At 60.5% G+C, this 18,450-nt stretch carries 17 protein-coding genes and 3 pseudogenes; 13 read left to right on the top strand and 7 right to left on the bottom strand.

Features of this window, described 5'->3' with window-relative positions; translation table 11 throughout:
- Position 1 precedes the first annotated feature (1 nt).
- Entirely contained in the window at positions 2-424 is a 423-nt protein-coding gene (locus CYD26_RS11880) for a phasin family protein (protein ID WP_102052693.1), read from the bottom strand.
- Between the two features lie 187 nt (positions 425-611).
- Positions 612-887 (bottom strand): polyhydroxyalkanoic acid system family protein, encoded by a 276-nt coding sequence (locus tag CYD26_RS11875; protein ID WP_065761264.1) that lies wholly within the window; start codon positions 885-887, stop codon positions 612-614.
- A gap of 130 nt (positions 888-1,017) precedes the next feature.
- Here CYD26_RS11875 and ubiE point away from each other — a divergent pair, with 130 nt between their 5' ends.
- The 13 genes and pseudogenes from ubiE to CYD26_RS25910 all read left to right on the top strand — a co-directional run.
- The gene (ubiE, locus tag CYD26_RS11870) at positions 1,018-1,788 is read left to right on the top strand and encodes a bifunctional demethylmenaquinone methyltransferase/2-methoxy-6-polyprenyl-1,4-benzoquinol methylase UbiE (RefSeq protein WP_065761274.1); all 771 of its coding nucleotides are present in this window, start codon (positions 1,018-1,020) and stop codon (positions 1,786-1,788) included.
- Positions 1,788-2,411, top strand: coding sequence for an SCP2 domain-containing protein (locus tag CYD26_RS11865; protein ID WP_065761265.1), 624 nt, complete (start codon positions 1,788-1,790; stop codon positions 2,409-2,411). Before ubiE ends, CYD26_RS11865 begins: the two co-directional genes overlap by 1 nt.
- Positions 2,408-4,015, top strand: a complete 1,608-nt coding sequence (gene ubiB, locus CYD26_RS11860; protein WP_102052692.1) for a ubiquinone biosynthesis regulatory protein kinase UbiB — start codon at positions 2,408-2,410, stop codon at positions 4,013-4,015. The genes CYD26_RS11865 and ubiB overlap by 4 nt, the downstream gene beginning before the upstream one ends.
- 72 nt (positions 4,016-4,087) lie before the next feature.
- Entirely contained in the window at positions 4,088-4,480 is a 393-nt protein-coding gene (gene hisI, locus CYD26_RS11855; protein WP_065761267.1) for a phosphoribosyl-AMP cyclohydrolase, read from the top strand.
- A gap of 1 nt (position 4,481) precedes the next feature.
- Positions 4,482-4,823: a phosphoribosyl-ATP diphosphatase gene (locus CYD26_RS11850; RefSeq protein WP_065761268.1), complete on the top strand. Its 342-nt coding sequence runs from the start codon at positions 4,482-4,484 to the stop codon at positions 4,821-4,823.
- 17 nt (positions 4,824-4,840) lie between these two features.
- On the top strand, positions 4,841-5,098 hold the full coding sequence (locus CYD26_RS11845) for a twin-arginine translocase TatA/TatE family subunit (RefSeq protein ID WP_065761269.1): 258 nt from the start codon (positions 4,841-4,843) through the stop codon (positions 5,096-5,098).
- Positions 5,099-5,101: 3 nt separating this feature from the next.
- Positions 5,102-5,497 (top strand): Sec-independent protein translocase protein TatB, encoded by a 396-nt coding sequence (gene tatB, locus CYD26_RS11840; RefSeq protein ID WP_065761270.1) that lies wholly within the window; start codon positions 5,102-5,104, stop codon positions 5,495-5,497.
- Entirely contained in the window at positions 5,494-6,285 is a 792-nt protein-coding gene (gene tatC / locus CYD26_RS11835) for a twin-arginine translocase subunit TatC (RefSeq protein WP_102052691.1), read from the top strand. Before tatB ends, tatC begins: the two co-directional genes overlap by 4 nt.
- Entirely contained in the window at positions 6,282-6,989 is a 708-nt protein-coding gene (locus CYD26_RS11830; RefSeq protein ID WP_102052690.1) for a 16S rRNA (uracil(1498)-N(3))-methyltransferase, read from the top strand. The genes tatC and CYD26_RS11830 overlap by 4 nt, the downstream gene beginning before the upstream one ends.
- A 78-nt stretch (positions 6,990-7,067) precedes the next feature.
- Positions 7,068-8,129: pseudogene (locus tag CYD26_RS25925) on the top strand (methyl-accepting chemotaxis protein); the annotation flags it as partial.
- On the top strand, positions 8,112-8,984 hold the full coding sequence (locus CYD26_RS25920; RefSeq protein WP_371917220.1) for a methyl-accepting chemotaxis protein: 873 nt from the start codon (positions 8,112-8,114) through the stop codon (positions 8,982-8,984). The pseudogene CYD26_RS25925 and the gene CYD26_RS25920, both read left to right, overlap by 18 nt.
- 236 nt (positions 8,985-9,220) lie before the next feature.
- Positions 9,221-10,321 (top strand): annotated as a pseudogene (locus tag CYD26_RS25915) (methyl-accepting chemotaxis protein); the annotation flags it as partial.
- Positions 10,304-11,054 (top strand): annotated as a pseudogene (locus CYD26_RS25910) (methyl-accepting chemotaxis protein); the annotation flags it as partial. The pseudogenes CYD26_RS25915 and CYD26_RS25910, both read left to right, overlap by 18 nt.
- Positions 11,055-11,237: 183 nt before the next feature.
- On the opposite strand, the gene CYD26_RS11815 reads toward CYD26_RS25910, so the two are convergent.
- The 5 genes from CYD26_RS11815 to CYD26_RS11795 form a co-directional block, all read right to left on the bottom strand.
- Positions 11,238-11,972 (bottom strand): amino acid ABC transporter ATP-binding protein, encoded by a 735-nt coding sequence (locus tag CYD26_RS11815; protein WP_065760652.1) that lies wholly within the window; start codon positions 11,970-11,972, stop codon positions 11,238-11,240.
- Positions 11,965-12,927, bottom strand: a complete 963-nt coding sequence (locus CYD26_RS11810) for an amino acid ABC transporter permease (RefSeq protein ID WP_065760651.1) — start codon at positions 12,925-12,927, stop codon at positions 11,965-11,967. The genes CYD26_RS11815 and CYD26_RS11810 overlap by 8 nt, the downstream gene beginning before the upstream one ends.
- Before the next feature lie 74 nt (positions 12,928-13,001).
- The gene (locus tag CYD26_RS11805) at positions 13,002-13,799 is read right to left on the bottom strand and encodes a transporter substrate-binding domain-containing protein (protein ID WP_176717448.1); all 798 of its coding nucleotides are present in this window, start codon (positions 13,797-13,799) and stop codon (positions 13,002-13,004) included.
- 229 nt (positions 13,800-14,028) lie between these two features.
- Entirely contained in the window at positions 14,029-16,602 is a 2,574-nt protein-coding gene (gene mdoH, locus CYD26_RS11800) for a glucans biosynthesis glucosyltransferase MdoH (protein WP_099773362.1), read from the bottom strand.
- Entirely contained in the window at positions 16,595-18,307 is a 1,713-nt protein-coding gene (locus tag CYD26_RS11795; RefSeq protein WP_065760648.1) for a glucan biosynthesis protein G, read from the bottom strand. The genes mdoH and CYD26_RS11795 overlap by 8 nt, the downstream gene beginning before the upstream one ends.
- Between the last annotated feature and the right edge of the window lie 143 nt (positions 18,308-18,450).

Raw genomic sequence — 18,450 nt, 5'->3', positions numbered from 1 at the left:
CTTAGTGTTTACGTGCAACGTGTTCGAGCAATGCTGTCAGCTCATCGAGCTTGGCAGAAAGTGTCTCCACGTCATGTTTAGACGGAATGCCGATACGATTCAAGGCGCTGGCGACGCGCGTGTCGAATGCCTTCTCGATTTTATCGAGCTGCACTTCGACCTTGCCTTTGACGCCACTGATCTCATCCTTGACCGAATCGATCTGGCTGTTGGCCGCGTCGAGCTCATGGTCGATACGCTTTTTGCCGCGTTTTTCGATACCTTCGCCCGCCTTGACCAACTCTTTCAAATAGTCGGCACCTTCCTGCCCGACCCGGGCATAGGCTCCCAGGCCTGCCAGCCAGATCTTGCGCGCGTAGCCGCGCACCTCATCCAGCGTGCCGCTCTGGGCATGCTCTTTTTGCTTCAGGGAAACCTTGGCCATGCTCTGCACCTCACGTTGATCGCGGAAATGGAGAAACTGCCCACGAGGTCGGGGCTTGTGCACAAGGTAGGGGGAAAAATTAGAATGCTCACCCTAAGGCGAGATAACCGCACTACGCCTTTCGCGGCAAAGCCAGCGCCTGTGACAATGACAGGTACCGGCGTTGCAGGCGAAGAGCACCGAGATGTCAGGCCAGGGCCTTGTCCAGCGCCCGTTCGATTTCAGCCTTGATGGTCCCGCCCATCATCGACAGCATCATCCCCAGTTTCAATTCGACGCGAATGCTGTCGTCACCGATCTGAATGCTGCCATTGGCGCCACTGCGCTTGACCTGGACAGTGTCGCCTTCCCACTGTGCCTTGAGGTCATACTCCCGGGCCAGGCGCTCCACCAGGGCTTCGGCCTTCTGCCGGGCCGCCTCGCGGCCTAGGCTGTGTCTACGTTCAACGCTGATCTGGGTCATTCAATCAATCCTGGCTAAGAAGGCATACTGGCGGCCTATATTAGCCCGCCCCCCTCCTGCGACACAGCCCGCCAAGACAAATCACGCCGCACGCCCTAGAATGGCGGTAATTTTTTCCGGTGACAGCGATATGAACGATCAGCGCAAAGGCGAAAACGCCGAAACCACCACTCACTTCGGCTACCAGAGCGTGCCGGAAAGCCAGAAGGCGGAAAAGGTCGCTGAGGTTTTCCACTCGGTGGCGGGTAAGTATGACTTGATGAACGATGTGCTTTCCGGCGGCATGCACCGCCTGTGGAAGCGCTTCACCATTGAACTGTCGGGCGTTCGCAGCGGTAACCGCGTCCTCGACATCGCCGGCGGTACCGGCGATTTGACCCGCAAGTTCTCCCACCTGGTCGGCCCGACCGGTCAGGTCGTACTGGCCGACATCAACGCCTCGATGCTCAAGGTCGGGCGTGATCGGCTGCTCGACCTGGGTGTGGCTGGCAACGTCGAGTTCGTCCAGGCCGATGCCGAAAAGCTGCCCTTCCCGGACAACCATTTCGACTGCGTCACCATCGCCTTCGGCCTGCGCAACGTCACCCACAAGGAAGACGCCCTGCGCTCCATGCTGCGAGTGCTCAAGCCCGGTGGCCGTCTGCTGGTGCTGGAGTTCTCCAAGCCGACCAACAAGGTGATGTCCAAGGTTTACGATGCCTATTCGTTCGCCTTCATGCCGCTGATGGGCAAGCTGATCACCAACGACGCCGAGAGCTACCGCTACCTGGCCGAATCGATCCGCATGCACCCGGATCAGGAAACCCTCAAGGCGATGATGGTTGAAGCCGGTTTTGACCGCGTGACCTATCACAACATGACCAGCGGCATCGTTGCCCTGCACCGCGGCATCAAACCCTGATGTTGCTGAGCGGCCTTCTCGCCAGTGTCGAACACGGGGTCAACCGTGTTTTGCGCCTGGACAGCACGGCACTGCCACGCCTGGCACGGCTCGAGGGCAAGGTAATTGCCATCGACTGCCGCCAGCCAGCGCTGCAGTTGTTCATCCTGCCCAGCGATGAAGGCCTGCTGTTCGCCGCGCATTGGGCAAACGACGCCGACTGCACCCTGCGTGCACCGGCTTCAAGCCTGATGCGCCTGGCCATGAGCAAGGACAAGACCGCCGTGCTGCACAGCCCGGAGGTCGAACTCGACGGTGACAGTGGAGCACTGCTGGACCTAGTCGCAGTGCTACAAGACCTTGAACTGGACTGGGAGTATGAAGTCTCCCGCTGGCTCGGGCCGGTGGCCACGCAACTGATCAGCGGTCACCTGCGCAGCCGCGCCCAGTGGACCCGCCAAGGCCTGTCCAGCCTCAACCAGAACATCGCCGAGTACCTGGCCGAAGAGGCCCGGACACTGGTTGGGCAGCGCGAAGCAGAGGTGCGCTTCAGCGAGCTCGACACACTCAAAGTCGATATAGAACGTCTCGAGGCGCGTATTGAGCGCCTTGCCCGATCCCTTGAATCCAGCGATAACGCATGAAGCTGCTTGCCGTCCGCCGTCTGTTGCGCATCCAGCGCGTCGTAATCCGCTACCGTCTCGATGACCTGCTGTTCGCCCTGCCGTTGCCCTGGTGGCTGATGGCGCTGCGTTTCGTCATGCCGTGGCGCTGGCTGCCACGCAAGCCCGTGGCGTTGAGCCGTGGCGCACGCCTGCGCCTGGCGTTGCAGGATCTGGGGCCGATCTTCATCAAGTTCGGTCAGTTATTGTCGACCCGCCGCGACGTGCTGCCCGAAGACATTGCCGATGAGCTGATGTTGCTGCAGGACCGCGTACCGCCGTTCGATCCGCAAAAAGCCATCGCCATGATCGAGGAACAACTCGGGGCGAAAATCAGCGAAGTGTTCAGGCGCTTCGACGTCGAGCCCTTGGCTTCGGCCTCTGTGGCCCAGGTACATGCGGCGCAGCTGAAAAGTGGCGAAGAAGTGGTGGTCAAGGTCGTACGCCCGGGCCTCAAACCCATCATTGCCCAAGACCTGGCCTGGCTGTTCCTGATTGCCCGTGCCGCCGAGCGGCTCTCATCCGACGCTCGCCTGCTGCACCCCGTGGAAGTGGTCAGCGACTACGAAAAGACCATCTACGACGAACTCGACCTGTTGCGCGAGGCAGCCAACGCCAGCCAGCTCAAGCGCAATTTCGAAGGTTCGGAAATGATGTACGTTCCGCAGGTGTACTGGGACTGGTGCCGGCCGAAAGTGCTGGTCATGGAGCGCATCTACGGCATTCAGGTTACAGACCTGGCGACCCTGGCCGATCAGCGCACCGACATGAAGATGCTCGCCGAGCGCGGCGTCGAGATCTTCTTTACCCAGGTATTTCGCGACAGTTTCTTCCATGCCGACATGCACCCCGGCAACATCTTCGTCAGTACCGTGAAGCCGTGGAGCCCGAAGTACATCGCCATCGACTGCGGCATCGTCGGCAGCCTGACCCCCGAGGACCAGGACTACCTGGCGCGCAACCTGTTCGCGTTCTTCAAGCGTGACTACCGCCGCGTCGCGCAATTGCATATCGATTCGGGCTGGGTGCCTGCGCACACCAAACTGAACGAGTTCGAGGCGGCGATCCGCACCGTGTGCGAACCGATCTTCGAGAAACCGCTGAAGGACATCTCCTTCGGCCAGGTCCTGATGCGCTTGTTCCAGACGGCCCGGCGTTTCAACATGGAAGTCCAGCCTCAGCTGGTACTGCTGCAGAAAACCCTGCTGAACATCGAGGGCCTGGGCCGTCAGCTCTACCCCGAGCTAGACCTGTGGAGCACCGCACAGCCGTTCCTGGAGCGCTGGATGCGTGATCGCGTCAGCCCGAAATCGTTGCTGCAGAACCTGCACAACCAGGTTGAACAGGTACCCCATCTGGCCGGTATGGCCCGCGACCTGCTCGAACGCCTGTCGCAACCGCATGCCAGCGAGCAATCACCGGCCCGGCGCCAGAACACCGACAGCTGGGCGCTGCGCCTGTTGGGCGCCGGCCTGCTCGCCGGTGGCGCAACCCTCGCCGCGGGTGCCATCAGCCTCAGTGCTCCCGCGGCCTGGCCGGCCTGGCTGATGCTCGCCGCCGGGCTCTACCTGATCGTGCGTCGATAGCCAGCCAGGCACCTGGCTGGCAAACTAGCGAAAACATTCGACATAAGATCGAGTGTGGTTTTGGAGTTTTTCATGAAAGACTGGCTGGACGAGATCAACTGGAACAGCGACGGTTTGGTACCGGCGATCGCCCAGGACCACAAGACCGGGCGCGTACTGATGATGGCCTGGATGAACCGCGAAGCACTGACCCTGACTGCCGCTGAGCAGCGTGCCATCTACTGGTCGCGTTCGCGTGGCAAACTGTGGCGTAAGGGTGAGGAGTCGGGGCATGTGCAAAAACTGCACGAAATGCGCCTGGACTGCGACGCCGACGTGATCATCCTGATGGTCGAGCAGTTGGGCCATATCGCCTGCCATACCGGCCGTGAAAGCTGCTTCTATCGTGTCTTCGAGAACGGCGAATGGAAAACCGTCGACCCGGTTCTGAAGGATCCACAAGCCATCTACAGCGCAGGACACTGACATGAGCGACACCCTGACCCGTCTGGCCGAAGTGCTGGAGGCGCGCAAAGGCGCAGCACCCGACAGCTCCTACGTCGCCAGCCTGTACCACAAGGGCCTGAACAAAATCCTGGAAAAGGTCGGCGAAGAATCGATCGAGACTATCATTGCTGCCAAGGATGCTGCTGCCAGTGGCGACTACAGCGATGTCATCTACGAAACCGCAGACCTGTGGTTCCATAGCTTGGTAATGCTGGCCTCGTTGGGACAGCACCCCCAAGCGGTACTGGACGAACTGGACCGTCGCTTTGGCCTGTCCGGGCACGCCGAAAAAGCTGCGCGCAAGCCAGACCTGACTGAATAAATTCGAAGGAGTGCACCATGGGTATTTTTGACTGGAAACACTGGATCGTACTGTTGGTCGTCGTGGTGCTGGTGTTCGGCACCAAGAAGCTGAAGAACTTCGGCAGCGACCTGGGCGAATCGATCAAGGGCTTTCGCAAGGCCATGAACGAGGAAGACAAGCCCGCCGACGCAGCGCCTGCCCAACCTACCCAGGCACACTCATCGCAAACCATCGACGGCCAGGCACACAAGGTCGAAGAACCCGTCCGGCAAGAACCGGTCCGGAAGGACTAACCCATGTTCGGGATCAGCTTCTCCGAGCTGCTGCTCGTCGGCCTGGTTGCCTTGCTGGTACTTGGCCCAGAACGCCTGCCCGGCGCGGCGCGCACTGCGGGCCTGTGGATCGGGCGGCTCAAGCGCAGCTTCAATTCAATCAAGCAGGAAGTGGAACGTGAGATCGGCGCCGACGAAATTCGTCGCCAGTTGCACAACGAGCACATCCTCTCGATGGAGCAAGAAGCGCGCAAGATCCTCAATCCGCAGAGCGTAGCGCCCCAGCCTTTCCAGCCACCGGCTGAAAGCAGCACCGCACAGCCAGCGCCGAGCCAGACGCCAGCTGCCACGGACGCACCCGCTGCACCTGCTGCGCCTGCGCCTCTCAACGATTCGCCACAACCGCCGCGAGCCCCATGAGCGATATCCCGGAAAACGACCAGCCAATGCCGCTGGTTTCACACCTCACTGAACTGCGCACACGCCTGTTGCGTTGTGTTGCGGCCATCTTCCTGATCTTCGCCGGGCTGTTCTCCTTCGCGCAGCAGATCTACACCCTGGTGTCGGCGCCGTTACGCGCGCACCTTCCGGCCAACGCAACGATGATCGCCACCGATGTGGCCTCGCCGTTCCTGACGCCGTTCAAGCTGACCATGATCGTCTCGCTGTTTCTGGCGATCCCGCTGATCCTGCATCAGATCTGGGGGTTTATCGCGCCGGGCCTGTATCGCCACGAAAAGCGTATCGCCGTGCCCCTGCTGGTATCGAGCATCCTGCTGTTCTATGCCGGCATGGCTTTCGCCTACTTTTTGGTATTCCCACTGATTTTCGGCTTCTTTGCCAGTGCGACACCGGAAGGCGTCTCGATGATGACGGACATCGCCAGTTATCTGGATTTCGTCATGACCCTGTTCTTCGCCTTCGGCGTTGCCTTTGAAATTCCGGTGGCAGTGGTGCTACTGGTCTGGATCGGCGTGGTCGACGTCAAGTACCTGAAGAAGATCCGCCCTTACGTGATCATCGGCTGCTTCGTCGTCGGCATGATCCTGACCCCGCCAGACATCTTCTCGCAGACACTGCTGGCAGTGCCCATGTGGCTGCTGTTCGAGATTGGCGTACTGTTCGGTGGCCTGATCCGCAAGCGCAGCGAACAACCTGATACGCCTGAGCAAGACCACAACGACCAGCCGCCAGCGACCCAAGCGTGAACCTGCTGTTACTTGAGGAAGCCGACTTCGTTGCGGCTGACCGGGTGGTGCTGGGCGACCGCCGCTTTACCCACATGCAGGAAATTCACCGGGTAGCGATCGGTGACAACCTGCGGGTTGGCCGCATTGGCGGGCAAATGGGCCAGGCTCAGGTACTGCGACTGGAAGGGCATGAGGCGGAGTTGCAGGTCACCTTCGACCAGCCGCCACCGGCCAAGCTGCCGCTCACCCTGGTGCTGGCACTGCCTCGCCCCAAGATGCTACGCCGGGTGTTCCAGACCGTTGCGACCATGGGCGTACCGAAACTGATCCTGGTCAACAGCTACCGAGTCGAAAAAAGCTTCTGGCAAACCCCGTTCCTTGAGCCCGACGCCATTCGCGAGCAGTTGATTCTCGGCCTTGAACAGGCACGCGACACCGTGCTGCCCGAAGTGATCATCGAGAAGCGCTTCAAGCCGTTTGTCGAAGATCGCCTGCCGGCCATCAGTGCCGGCACCCTCGGGCTGGTCGGTCACCCCGGTAATCACCCCCCCTGCCCACGCGGCCTGGACGAGCCGGTAACCCTGGCCATTGGCCCGGAGGGTGGCTGGATCCCCTATGAAATCGATCTACTGAACAAGGCCGGCCTGACGCCGGTACAGCTCGGTGACCGAATCCTACGCGTGGAAACGGCAGTAACCGCATTGCTCGCCAGACTTTTCTGACTTCAGGTTCAATGATCGAGGCCGATGCATTGGCATTAGAACAATGAATCGCCTCGACCGCTGGCAAGGAGTCGCACCATGTACCGTTGGTTCTCCCATCAACTCGGCAATCTCAGCGTTAACCTGAAACTCGGGATTGGCTTTGGCCTGGTGCTGCTGTTAACCCTGATCATCACCTTCACCGGCTGGCAGGGCTTGCAGGGGGTTATCGACCGCGGCGACAAGCTTGCAGCCATCTCCCGCGTGAGCCAGCAGACCCAGGAGCTACGCAATCAGCGCCTGAACTATGAAAAAGAGCGTACGGCAGAGGCAGCAGCCAATGTAGAAAAAGCCTTGGCGGCCCTGGATGACAACCTGCAACAGATGCGCAAGCGCATCAACGACAGCCAGGACAACGACCGCCTCGGGCGCCAGATCAATGCCGTAGCCGAGTACCGGCGAGCCTTTACCGACCTCAAACAGGCGGCACAAGATCGCGAGCACAGCCGCGATCAACTGGGTACGAGCGCTGACCGCGCTGCCGGCCCGCTCGAGCAGATTGAGCAGCAATTGCTCAAAAGTGAAAGCCTGAGCCAGTTCAACAGCGCAATGACCGTTGACAAGCTGCTGCAGAATGCGCGCTTTCAAGTGCGCGGCTACACCTACAGCGGCAAGCCAGAGTTTGAACAAACCGCCACCGCTGCCATCGATCAGGCCGCAGCCCAGCTCAACGCCCTGATCGACAAATTGCCGACCGAGCACTCTGAGTCACTGACCAACGCCGGCCAGGCGCTAGCCAGCTACCGAGCAGCCGTTGGCCTCTACCGTGACGCCCAATTGGCCAGCGAACACGCCCTGCAGCGCATGGCACAGCAGGGCCAGGTGTTGCTCGACCTGAGTCGCGAGCTGACGCTGTCGCAAACCCAGCAGCGCGATGACGAGTCGCAGCACGCCAAGCTGATGCTCACACTCGCCACAGGCCTGGCACTGCTGCTGGGTGTTATCGCCGCCTGGGTCATCACGCGACAAATCATCGTACCCTTGCGCCATACGCTGGCCGTGGTCGACCGTGTTGCCGACGGCGACCTGAGCCAACACCTCAACGTCGAGCGCAGCGACGAACTGGGCCAGTTGCAACGCAGCATGCAACGCATGACCCACAACCTGCGCGAACTGATCGGTGGTATCGGCGATGGGGTTACGCAGATTGCCAGCGCAGCCGAACAGCTGTCGGCTGTCACTGAGCAGACCAGCGCTGGGGTCAACAACCAGAAGGTTGAAACCGATCAGGTCGCAACGGCCATGAACGAGATGGCCGCAACCGTGCAGGAAGTGGCACGCAACGCCGAGGAAGCCTCCGAAGCGGCGGTAATGGCCGACCAGCAGGCCCGCGAAGGAGATCGGGTGGTGGGCGAGGCCATCGCCCAGATTGAGCGCCTGGCGACCGAAGTGGAACACTCCAGCGAAGCCATGAGCCAGCTCAAGACCGAAAGCGACAAGATCGGTAGTGTCCTCGACGTGATCAAGGCCGTGGCCCAGCAAACCAACCTGCTAGCCCTCAACGCAGCCATCGAGGCTGCCAGAGCAGGTGAAGCCGGGCGTGGTTTTGCCGTAGTGGCCGACGAAGTGCGCAGCCTGGCACAACGCACACAGCACTCGACCGAGGAGATCGAAGCGTTGATCGCCAGCCTGCAACACGGCACCCAGCAAGCGGCCAGCGTGATGGACAGCAGCCGCGGCCTGACCGAAAGCAGCGTCGAACTGACCCGTCGTGCCGGCACCTCGCTGGAGACGATCACCCGTACCGTGTCGTCCATCCAATCGATGAACCAGCAGATCGCAGCCGCGGCAGAACAACAGAGCGCCGTGGCAGAAGAGATCAACCGCAGCGTGATGAATGTGCGTGACGTCTCTGACCAGACCTCCGCTGCCAGTGAGGAGACCGCAGCCTCCAGCGTCGAGCTGGCGCGCCTGGGCACTCACCTGCAGACGCTTGTCGGCAAGTTTCGCCTGTAGTCATTAAACACCCTGTAAACGCGCGCCGCCCCTGGCTTTCTGGCCTCGGGCGGCGCGCGCATGTATGAATGAAAGAAAAGCCCTACAAATAACGTAAAAAACTCCAATTTCACGCAAACTTAGGCGAAATTTCCTACATCACTCACAGGTTCAGGTCCTCGTTCTCCGGCCGATGAGCACAATGGCCGCGCCTCCCCCTTCAGGTGCGAAGCCCTTCATCATTCAGGAGAACCGCCATGTTCGGACCCTTGTCCCGCCTGCTTAGCAACCTGAGCGTCAAGCTCAAACTCGCCGCCGGTTTTGCCATGGTTCTGTCGCTGACACTGGCCATAACCCTGTTCGGTTGGACCACGCTGGGTGATGCCATTGAGAGCTCAAAGCGACTGTCCAGCATTGCCCGACTCAGTGAGCTCAACAAGGATCTGCGCGCCGAGCGCATCACCTTCCGGGTGTTGGCTGACGATGAGAGCAAGGGCCAGGTACTCAAGGCCTTGAACGACATGCAGCACATGCTGGAACTCATGCTGCCGCAGTTCGACGACCCCGTAGAACTGAAATTGCTGAACGACGAGCAACAGCTCGTGCACACCTACCAGCGCGACTTCGACACCCTGCAAAAAGCCGTCACGTTGCGCATGACGCACTTTCAAGCGCTGGAGGTTCAGGAGCAGCAAGTTCTCGACACGATTGATGCCATCGAGAAGCAGCTCCTGCTCCTGCAGGATATGGAGCATAACCAGACGGCTCGCTCCAAGGCGCTGAGGTTGCTGGAGAACCTGGGCCGGCAGATCGACAATGTCAGCCAGCAACGTCAGGTGCCAGCCTACATGTCCAACCCTACCAGCGCCTTTGCCAATGTCGGCAAGCAGGCAATGACCGCTGCCGAGTCGGCACTCGGTCAGTTGGGTACGGCACTGGCTCAACTCCAGCTGACGGACACCTCGGCACTGCAGGCGAGCGGCTCAGCGCTGAGCCGCTATGGCCAGGCGCTGGATCAGTACCGTAATGCTGCCATTGCAGTCGAAAATGTACAGAATGATCTGGAAACCCTTGGCAAGCAGATGCGTGAAGTCGGCCAACGCCTGACAGACCATCAACTCAGTGTTCAAGAGCAAGAGGCAAACACCGCGCAAGCCGCCCTCAGCAGCGTCTCCGCGCTGGCACTGCTGGTCGGCATTCTGGCTGCGTGGATTATCACCCTGCAGATCACCACGCCCCTGCGACACACCCTTGAGCTGGCCGCACGGATTGCTCAGGGCGACCTGAGCGGCGATAGCGAGGTGACGCGCCGGGATGAAATGGGCCAGTTGCAACGCAGCATGCACCGCATGACCTTAAGCCTGCGCGAGTTGATCGGCGGTATTGGTCATAGCACTTCCCAGCTGTCGGACGCCGTACAGACGCTTTCGGCCGTAGCCGCTCAGACGCACGGCGGTGTCAGCAGCCAGAAGGAAGAAACCGATCAGGTGGCGACCGCCATGAACCAGATGGCCGCAACGGTACAGGAGGTGGCTCGCAATGCCGAACAGGCTTCGGCTGCAGCCTGTGATGCCGACCATCAGGCCCAACTGGGCGATCAGGTCGTCGCGGAAGCCGTCGCACAAATCGAACAGCTGGCGGATCAAGTCAACCGTTCAATCCAGGCAATGGGCAAGTTGGCGCAGGAAAGCGAGCGCATTGGCAGCATTCTGGATGTGATCAAGTCGGTCTCGGAGCAGACCAACCTGCTGGCACTCAATGCCGCCATTGAGGCTGCCCGGGCAGGTGAGGCTGGACGAGGCTTCGCCGTAGTTGCCGATGAGGTACGAGGGTTGGCACAACGCACCCAGCAGTCCACCGAGGAAATCGAGGAACTGATCGCCAACCTTCACAACGGTACCGCTCAGGTCGTTGAACTGCTCGACAGCAGCAGGAACCTGACCCAGGACAGCGTTGCCCTCAGCAGAAAAGCTGGCGCGGCCCTGGCCCAGATCGCTCACAGCGTCTCGAACATCCAAGGCATGAACCAGCAGATCGCGACAGCCAGCGAAGAGCAAAGCGCAGTCGCCGAGGAGATCAACCGCAACGTGATCAATGTGCGCGATGTTGCCGAGGAAACCGCATCGGCCAGCACACAGATCACCCGATCGAGTGTGGAGCTACAGAAACTGGGCAATCAATTGACGACGATGGTCGGCCGATTCGGCATCTGAGCCTTGCGCAAGGAATGACCCGAGCATGGGGGCTGGCGAACCAGCACCCATGACACAAGCGCTACAGCACCTGGCGCAGGAACGCCTGGGCACGCAGGTCCTTTGGCGAGGTAAAGAACGCCTCGGGTGGCGAGTCCTCCAGCAGCTTGCCGTGATCGAAGAACAGCACCCGGTCCGCGACTTCGCGGGCAAAGCCCATCTCGTGGGTGACGCAGACCATGGTCATGCCTTCCACAGCCAGGGTCTTCATGACGTCCAGCACTTCACCGACCATTTCCGGGTCGAGTGCCGAGGTCGGCTCGTCAAACAACATCACCTTCGGGTCCATCGACAGTGCCCGGGCAATCGCCACGCGCTGCTGTTGGCCACCCGAGAGCCTGGAGGGGTACTCGTTGGCCTTCTGACCGATACCGACCTTCTCCAGCAATGCCCGCGCCTTGGCCTCGCGCTCCTGCTTGCTGCGCTTGCGCACCACCTTCTGTGCCAGGCACAGGTTCTCCAGCACGGTCATGTGCGGGAACAGGTTGAAGTGCTGGAACACCATGCCGACTTCACGGCGATAGGCGTTGATGTCGGTCTTCGGGTCGTTCAACTGCAAGCCGTCAATGGCCACCGAGCCCTCATCAAAACTTTCCAGGCCATTGAGGCAGCGCAGGAAGGTCGACTTGCCCGACCCCGAAGGACCGAGCACTACCAATACTTCGCCCTTGGCTACGTCGGTGCTGACGTGGTCGACAGCTCGTACCACCTGACCACGGGTATCGAAGACTTTTACCAGATCGCGAACTTCAATCACTTTGCGCGAGCCTCCGCTCAAGCCGGCTGGCGAAATGCGACAGCGGCAGGTTGATCAGCAGGTACAGGCCGGCAACGCAGAACCAGATCTCGAAGGTCGAGAACGAGGTAGTAATTGCCTCACGGCCACTTTTGGTCAATTCGGTGATTGCAATGACCGAGACCAGCGACGTGTCTTTGACCAGGCTGATGAATTGCCCTGCCAGCGGCGGCAGGACACGTTTGAATGCCTGTGGCAGCACCACATGGCGCATCGACTGGCTCGCACTCAGCCCCAGCGAGCGGGCGGCTTCACTCTGGCCACGGGCAATCGACTGAACCCCCGCACGCACGATCTCGGCCACGTAGGCACCGGTAAACAGCGCCAAGGCTGCTACCCCGGCGAACTCTCGAGACAGGTTGAGCACCGTGCCGATGAAGAAATAGAAAATGAAGATCTGCACCAGCAACGGCGTACCACGCACCAACTCGACGTACACCGTCGACAGGTCGCGCAGGGTCGGGTTGTTCGAGAGCCGACACAAACCGGCCACCAGGCCGACCAGCAGGCCCAGCACACCGGAGGCCAGCGAAATCCATACGGTGGTCCACAGGCCCCAGGCCAGCGGCCCTGCGGTCCAGTGCCGAGTGACACCCACCAGATCGCCTTCAGCAACATCGTCGCCCTTGGACAGCTGCAGGCTGTTCTGCTCGACGTCCAGCACCTGTTCGCCGCCGTCTTCGTCGCGCAGGGTGACCTTGGCCATGCTGCCCTGCTGCACAATGGCTTCGACCTTGCCGTAGCCGGCCGCGCGCTGCGCTTCTTCAGCCTGGTAAGCGAAATACTGTGGCACCCGACTCCAGCGCCACTCGTAGGAAATCACCGAGGTCGCGTAATACAGGCTGACGGCCAGGCCGACCAACACCAATGCGGTCAGCCCGTGCCAAGGCCACTGAGCTTTCTTGTGTTTAATCACGAAAGGTAGTTCCGTAAAAGCGAACGCGCAGGGCTAGCCTGCGCGTCAGGTTTCAAGCCAGTCGAACGACGGCCTTATTCCATGTCCTTGAGCCAAGCGGTGTCTTTGAACCACTTGTCATGGATACGTTTGTAAGTGCCGTCGTTGTGGATCTGGTGCAGGTAGTTGTTGATCCAGTTGATGCTGTCGTAGTCGCCTTTCTTCAGGCCGAAGGCCAGCGGCTCATAGGTGAACGGCTCGTCCAGGAACAGCAGCTTGCCAGCACCGGCCTTGTTCACCGCAACCACGTTGTAGGGGGCATCGTAAATGAACGCATCGGCTTTGCCGTTGACCACGTCCATCACGGCTTCCTGCTCGTTGTCGTAGCCGTGATACTTGGCTTTGCCGATCAGCTTCTTGGCGACCAGTTCACCGGTAGTCCCCACCTTGGAGGTGATACGGTACTCGTCGGTGTTCAGGTCTTTGTACGACTTGACCTTGTCTGCGAGCTCCTTGCGGATCAGCAGGGTCTGGCCGACCACGATGAAGGGTTCGCTGAAGTTCAGACGCAGGTTGCGTTCCTGGGTCAGGGTCATGCCGCTGCCGATCATGTCGAACTTGTCGGTCAGAAGCGCCGGGATGATACCGTCATAGCTGGTGGACACCAGCTCCAGCTTGACGCCCATGGCCTTGGTCATGGCCTTGAGCAGGTCGACTTCGAAGCCGATGATTTCGCCACGCTTGTTGGTCATCTCGAACGGCATGTAGGTAGGGTCCATACCCACGCGCAGGGTGCCGCGCTTGACTGCGTCGTCAATTGCCCCGGCCTGGGCCGTTGCCACTGTAGCCAGTGCCGCGACGCCGGCCAGCAGCATCGACAGGTACTTTTTCATCATCACCAGATCCCCCAACAGGAAAGCTCGAATTTTATTGTGATCGCAGATCGCCCTGATGGACGACGCACTGTATCGAAGTGCGCGATGCTACCCCATGCGCCGCAAGGCACATATAGGCGATAGGCACTTTGTTATGTGTTGTCGGCAGAAACGACATCGCCGGCAAGCCCAAGCCCCATGTAGGGCACTCCGGTTTGTCGGCGATGGTTGCAGCGCAGTTCAACGATCAGGCATTAGCCAGCGATGGCAACTCCTGCGACTGCGGGTGTAACGGCAACAACGGCGAATGCGGGTTGCTGGCAATCGATTGCCGCCAGACGTCCAGCCAGGCGGCACTCTGCTCGGCCCAGACACGCTCATGCAAGCGTGACAACGCTACCGGGTCACTGAGCAGTGCCAATCGGGTACTGCCGTCGAGTGCGCCAGGGCCAACCTCCAACGCCTTGGCGATACGCTCGGCACGCAGGGCCTCGATCGGTGCGGCAACACCATGACGCGCCGTCGCCAGGGCACAGGCCAGGGCATTCTGCTGTGGATCGACCACTGCCCGGACAAAACCGTCATTCAGTGCATGCCAACGGTTTTCATGGGTGTACTGATCAGTCGCCAGCAACTCATGCGGTGTCGCGTATTCCTCAGGGATCAGGAACAGGCGTTCATCCTTGGCGCGCAGGCCCAGGTTGACCCGGCTGGAGATCACCGAAACCGGAATCGACAGCATCAGCGAACCTACAATCGGTACCAGCCACCAGAGGAAGCTCGGGTTCAGCCATGCCACCAACAGTGCCCAGGCAACGCCCAGCAGGGTTTGCGGGCCATGCCGGCGAACTGCCTCGCTCCATGGCGTGGAGTCGTCGTCACGCTGTGGCGAGTTCCAGGTTGCCGCCCAGCCCAGGAACGCGGCCAGCACGAAACGAGTGTGGAAAATCATCCGCACAGGTGCCAGCAGCATGGAGAACAGCATCTCCAGCAGCATCGACAGCGTCACCTTGAAGCGACCGCCAAATTCCTTGGCGCCCTTGGCCCAGATCAGAATGATGCTGAGCAACTTGGGCAGGAACAACAGCACAATGGTCGTCGAAAACAGCGCAATGGCTTTTTCCGGGTGCCATTGAGGCCAGAGCGGGTAGAGCTGACGTGGCTCGAGGAAGTACTGCGGCTCCATCAAGGTGTTGGTTGCCAGCAGCGCCGTCGACAGCACCAGGAAGAAGAACCACAGCGGCGCCGACAGGTAGGACATCACACCTGTGAGGAACACCGCACGGTGTACCGGGTGCATGCCCTTGACCAGGAACAGACGGAAGTTCATCAGGTTGCCGTGGCACCAGCGCCGGTCGCGCTTGAGCTCGTCGAGCAGGTTCGGCGGCAGTTCTTCGTAGCTGCCCGGAAGATCGTAGGCAATCCACACGCCCCACCCCGCACGCCGCATCAGTGCGGCCTCGACGAAGTCGTGGGAGAGGATCGCACCGGCGAAGGCACCCTTACCCGGCAACGGCGCCAAGGCGCAGTGCTCGATGAATGGCTTCATCCGGATAATTGCGTTGTGCCCCCAGTAGTGCGACTCGCCGAGCTGCCAGAAGTGCAGGCCGGCAGTGAACAGCGGGCCATAGACGCGGGTGGCGAACTGCTGCATGCGTGCATACAGCGTGTCCATGCCCGAGGCTTTTGGCGCGGTCTGGATGATACCGGCGTCCGGATTGGCTTCCATCAACCGCACCAGGCTGGTCAAGCATTCGCCACTCATTACGCTGTCGGCGTCGAGTACCACCATGTAACGGTAGTCCCCACCCCAACGGCGGCAGAAGTCGTCCAGGTTGCCACTCTTGCGCTTCACACGGCGACGGCGGCGGCGATAGAAGATCCGCCCAAAGCCTTTGGCCTCGCGGCAAACCTCCAGCCAGGCCTGTTGCTCGGCCACGGCAATATCGGTGTCGTTGGTGTCACTGAGCACAAAGAAATCGAAACGGTCGAGATCGCCCGTCGCAACCACCGACTCGAAGGTCGCCCGCAACCCTGCAAATACACGCGGGACATCTTCGTTACAAATCGGCATGACGATCGCAGTACGCGCCTGCGGCGCAATCGGCTCGTTGCCAGCGCTGCTGCCAGAGATACGGTACTTGTCGCGCCCAGTCAGCAGCTCAAGGAAGCCCATCAAGGCCGTCCAGAAACCCGCGGATACCCAGCAGAAGAGGATACCGAACAAGACCAGGATGCTGGTCTGCAATGCATACGGCCAGACCTGTTGGACGGTGGTCAGCAGCGGCTGGTTCAGGACCTCGTCGAGGTCGACGAATGACCAGCCCTGATAAGGCAAGATGCCTTTCATGTACCAACCGGCAACGATGGTCTGCCCCAGCATCAGCGTTAGCAGGATGTAGCGGCGCACCGAACCAACCCAGCGCCAGCGTGCAGCCGGTAGCTCGCGCTTTTCGGGCGCAGGGGCGTTTGTCCGGCCGGTCAAACGACGCCAGGCGCGAATCAGGATATTGGTCCGCCACGGCTCAGGAACCACCCGAGTGCGACGAATTGGCGGGGTAGCCTTCAGGCACAACCGACCGCTGGCATCGAGGCCGAGCATCTCGGCCTCCTCCAGCTCCTCAGCCGTACCCAAGGTAAGGCGACCTGCAACCGACGCCTGGGCGGCCTCGGCCTCCCCGGCAGACGGTTGTGCGGACAAGCGTTGATGCAGCTCGCTGAACGAGGTGCAGCTGGCCAGTTCGGCCCGCTGCTCGTCGCTCAGTGGCAGGTGTTCCAGGTATTCGCTCAGCGACCCTGGTTGTGCAGAGTGTTTACTCATCGGCAGGCAACTGATAACTCCAGGTCTCGGTCAGGACTTGTTCGGTCGTGGCCGGAGCCGTGGTGGTGGATGCCGCATCGGCGGCTGGCTGTGCGGCCGCTTTCTCGGCCTTGTCTTTGGCCTGCTTGGCAGCGGCTTTTTCCTGCTTGGTCGGCTTGGCCGGCTCAACAGGAACGTCACGTACCAGCGCAGCACGCATTTCAGTGGACTTGTTCGGGTCCTTGACCTTGAACCGCAAGGTCAGGCGCCAGCCCTGGATTTCCGGGTTGTAGCGCAGGCTGTTCTCGACCAACTCACCGTTGTCGCCAAGGCTGACCTGGCTACGTACAGCGGTGTCTTCCGGCAACGCCTTGAGCACCGGGCCTTCAAAGTCGACCAGGAAGGCCACGCTACCATCAGGCTGACGGATCAGGTTGGATTGCTTGACATCACCGGTCGAACGCAGGGTCTGCTTGACCCAACCCAGCTTCGGCGAATGCAGTTCGGACTCATCCATGGTCCAGTGCAGACGGTACTCGAACTCGGCAGCAGTGCCAGGCTCAGGCAGTTTTTCCGGGCTCCAGAACGCAACGATGTTGTCGTTGGTTTCGTCGGCAGTTGGAATTTCCACCAGGTCGACCGTGCCCTTGCCCCAGTCGCCAACAGGCTCGATCCAGGCGCTTGGGCGCTTATGGTAGTTGTCATCCAGGTCTTCGAACTGGCTGAACTCGCGCTGACGCTGCAACAGGCCAAAACCACGTGGGTTTTCCACGCTGAAGTTGCTGACGGCCAAGTGTTTCGGGTTGTTCAGCGGGCGCCACAGCCATTCGCCGTTGCCGGCATGAATCGACAGGCCTTCAGAGTCGTGCAGGGCAGGACGGTAGTTGAGCACCTTCGATGGCTGGTTGCCACCGAACAGGAACATGCTGGTCAGCGGGGCAATGCCCAGGCGGCTGACACGGTCACGCAGGAACACCTTGGACTTGACGTCAACGATGGTGTCGCTACCCGGACGCAGGGTCAGACGGTAAGCACCGGTGGAACGTGGCGAGTCAAGCAACGCATAGATGACCAGTTGCTTGTCGGTCGCCTTTGGACGCTCGATCCAGAACTCAGTAAAGCGTGGGAACTCTTCGCCAGAAGGCAGTGCCGTGTCGATAGCCAGACCACGGGCAGACAGGCCATAGGCTTGCCCCTTGCCGACCACGCGGAAATAGCTGGCGCCCAGCAAGGTCATGATTTCGTCTTGCTTGTCAGCCTTGTTGATCGGGTACAGCACGCGGAAGCCGGCGTAACCGAGCTTTTCAGTGGCCTTGCTGTCAAAGCTCAGGTCACCGAAGTCAAAGCGGCTGGCGTCGTACTTGATTTCGTGGACTTTGCTGCCGACAACCTCGTTGATCGTCACAGGGGTGTCGAAGTGCATGCCCTGGTGATAGAAGGACAGCTTGAACGGCGTCTTGGCCTTGGCCCATTCGGCCTTGTCTTCACGGAAGCGAATTTTCTGGTAGTCCGCGAATTTCATTTCGCGGAACACTGCGGGCAGGTTGCTCTTCGGCGCCTCGTACTTCTGCCCGGCAAGATCCTTCGCCTTGGCCGCTACATCGTCAAGGTTGAACGCCCAGAGCTGGCCTGCGCCGAGCAGGCAGACGAGCGCCGAGCCGGCTGCCAGAGCCTTGCGCAGCCGATTGCCAGAAGTTCTTGGTGCATTACAGGGACTTACAATCACGAGCAACCCTCGCCGAAAACAGATCAAAGAACCAACTGCCAGCCATCGCTTGCCGGGTTGGCGAGCACTGTTCGGACTCCGAAAGGGCGTAATGATTCCCTAAACGGCGTCAGACAGTTCTCAAGTTAAAGTAAAACAAATCG

Source organism: Pseudomonas sp. FFUP_PS_473, assembly GCF_002858665.1.
GTDB lineage: Bacteria > Pseudomonadota > Gammaproteobacteria > Pseudomonadales > Pseudomonadaceae > Aquipseudomonas > Aquipseudomonas defluvii.
This window is presented reverse-complemented; position numbering and strand designations above follow the sequence as displayed.

What these genes read in the sequence shown, in the direction of transcription:
- CYD26_RS11880 (WP_102052693.1), bottom strand. Translation starts at nt 424, where the DNA reads ATGGCCAAGGTTTCCCTGAAGCAAAAAGAGCATGCCCAGAGCGGCACG.
- ubiB (WP_102052692.1), top strand. Translation starts at nt 2,408, where the DNA reads ATGAAGCTGCTTGCCGTCCGCCGTCTGTTGCGCATCCAGCGCGTCGTA.
- CYD26_RS11805 (WP_176717448.1), bottom strand. Translation starts at nt 13,799, where the DNA reads ATGAAAAAGTACCTGTCGATGCTGCTGGCCGGCGTCGCGGCACTGGCT.
- hisI (WP_065761267.1), top strand. Translation starts at nt 4,088, where the DNA reads ATGAAAGACTGGCTGGACGAGATCAACTGGAACAGCGACGGTTTGGTA.
- CYD26_RS11850 (WP_065761268.1), top strand. Translation starts at nt 4,482, where the DNA reads ATGAGCGACACCCTGACCCGTCTGGCCGAAGTGCTGGAGGCGCGCAAA.
- mdoH (WP_099773362.1), bottom strand. Translation starts at nt 16,602, where the DNA reads ATGAGTAAACACTCTGCACAACCAGGGTCGCTGAGCGAATACCTGGAA.
- tatB (WP_065761270.1), top strand. Translation starts at nt 5,102, where the DNA reads ATGTTCGGGATCAGCTTCTCCGAGCTGCTGCTCGTCGGCCTGGTTGCC.
- CYD26_RS11845 (WP_065761269.1), top strand. Translation starts at nt 4,841, where the DNA reads ATGGGTATTTTTGACTGGAAACACTGGATCGTACTGTTGGTCGTCGTG.
- CYD26_RS11875 (WP_065761264.1), bottom strand. Translation starts at nt 887, where the DNA reads ATGACCCAGATCAGCGTTGAACGTAGACACAGCCTAGGCCGCGAGGCG.
- CYD26_RS11865 (WP_065761265.1), top strand. Translation starts at nt 1,788, where the DNA reads ATGTTGCTGAGCGGCCTTCTCGCCAGTGTCGAACACGGGGTCAACCGT.
- tatC (WP_102052691.1), top strand. Translation starts at nt 5,494, where the DNA reads ATGAGCGATATCCCGGAAAACGACCAGCCAATGCCGCTGGTTTCACAC.
- ubiE (WP_065761274.1), top strand. Translation starts at nt 1,018, where the DNA reads ATGAACGATCAGCGCAAAGGCGAAAACGCCGAAACCACCACTCACTTC.
- CYD26_RS25920 (WP_371917220.1), top strand. Translation starts at nt 8,112, where the DNA reads ATGCAACGCATGACCCACAACCTGCGCGAACTGATCGGTGGTATCGGC.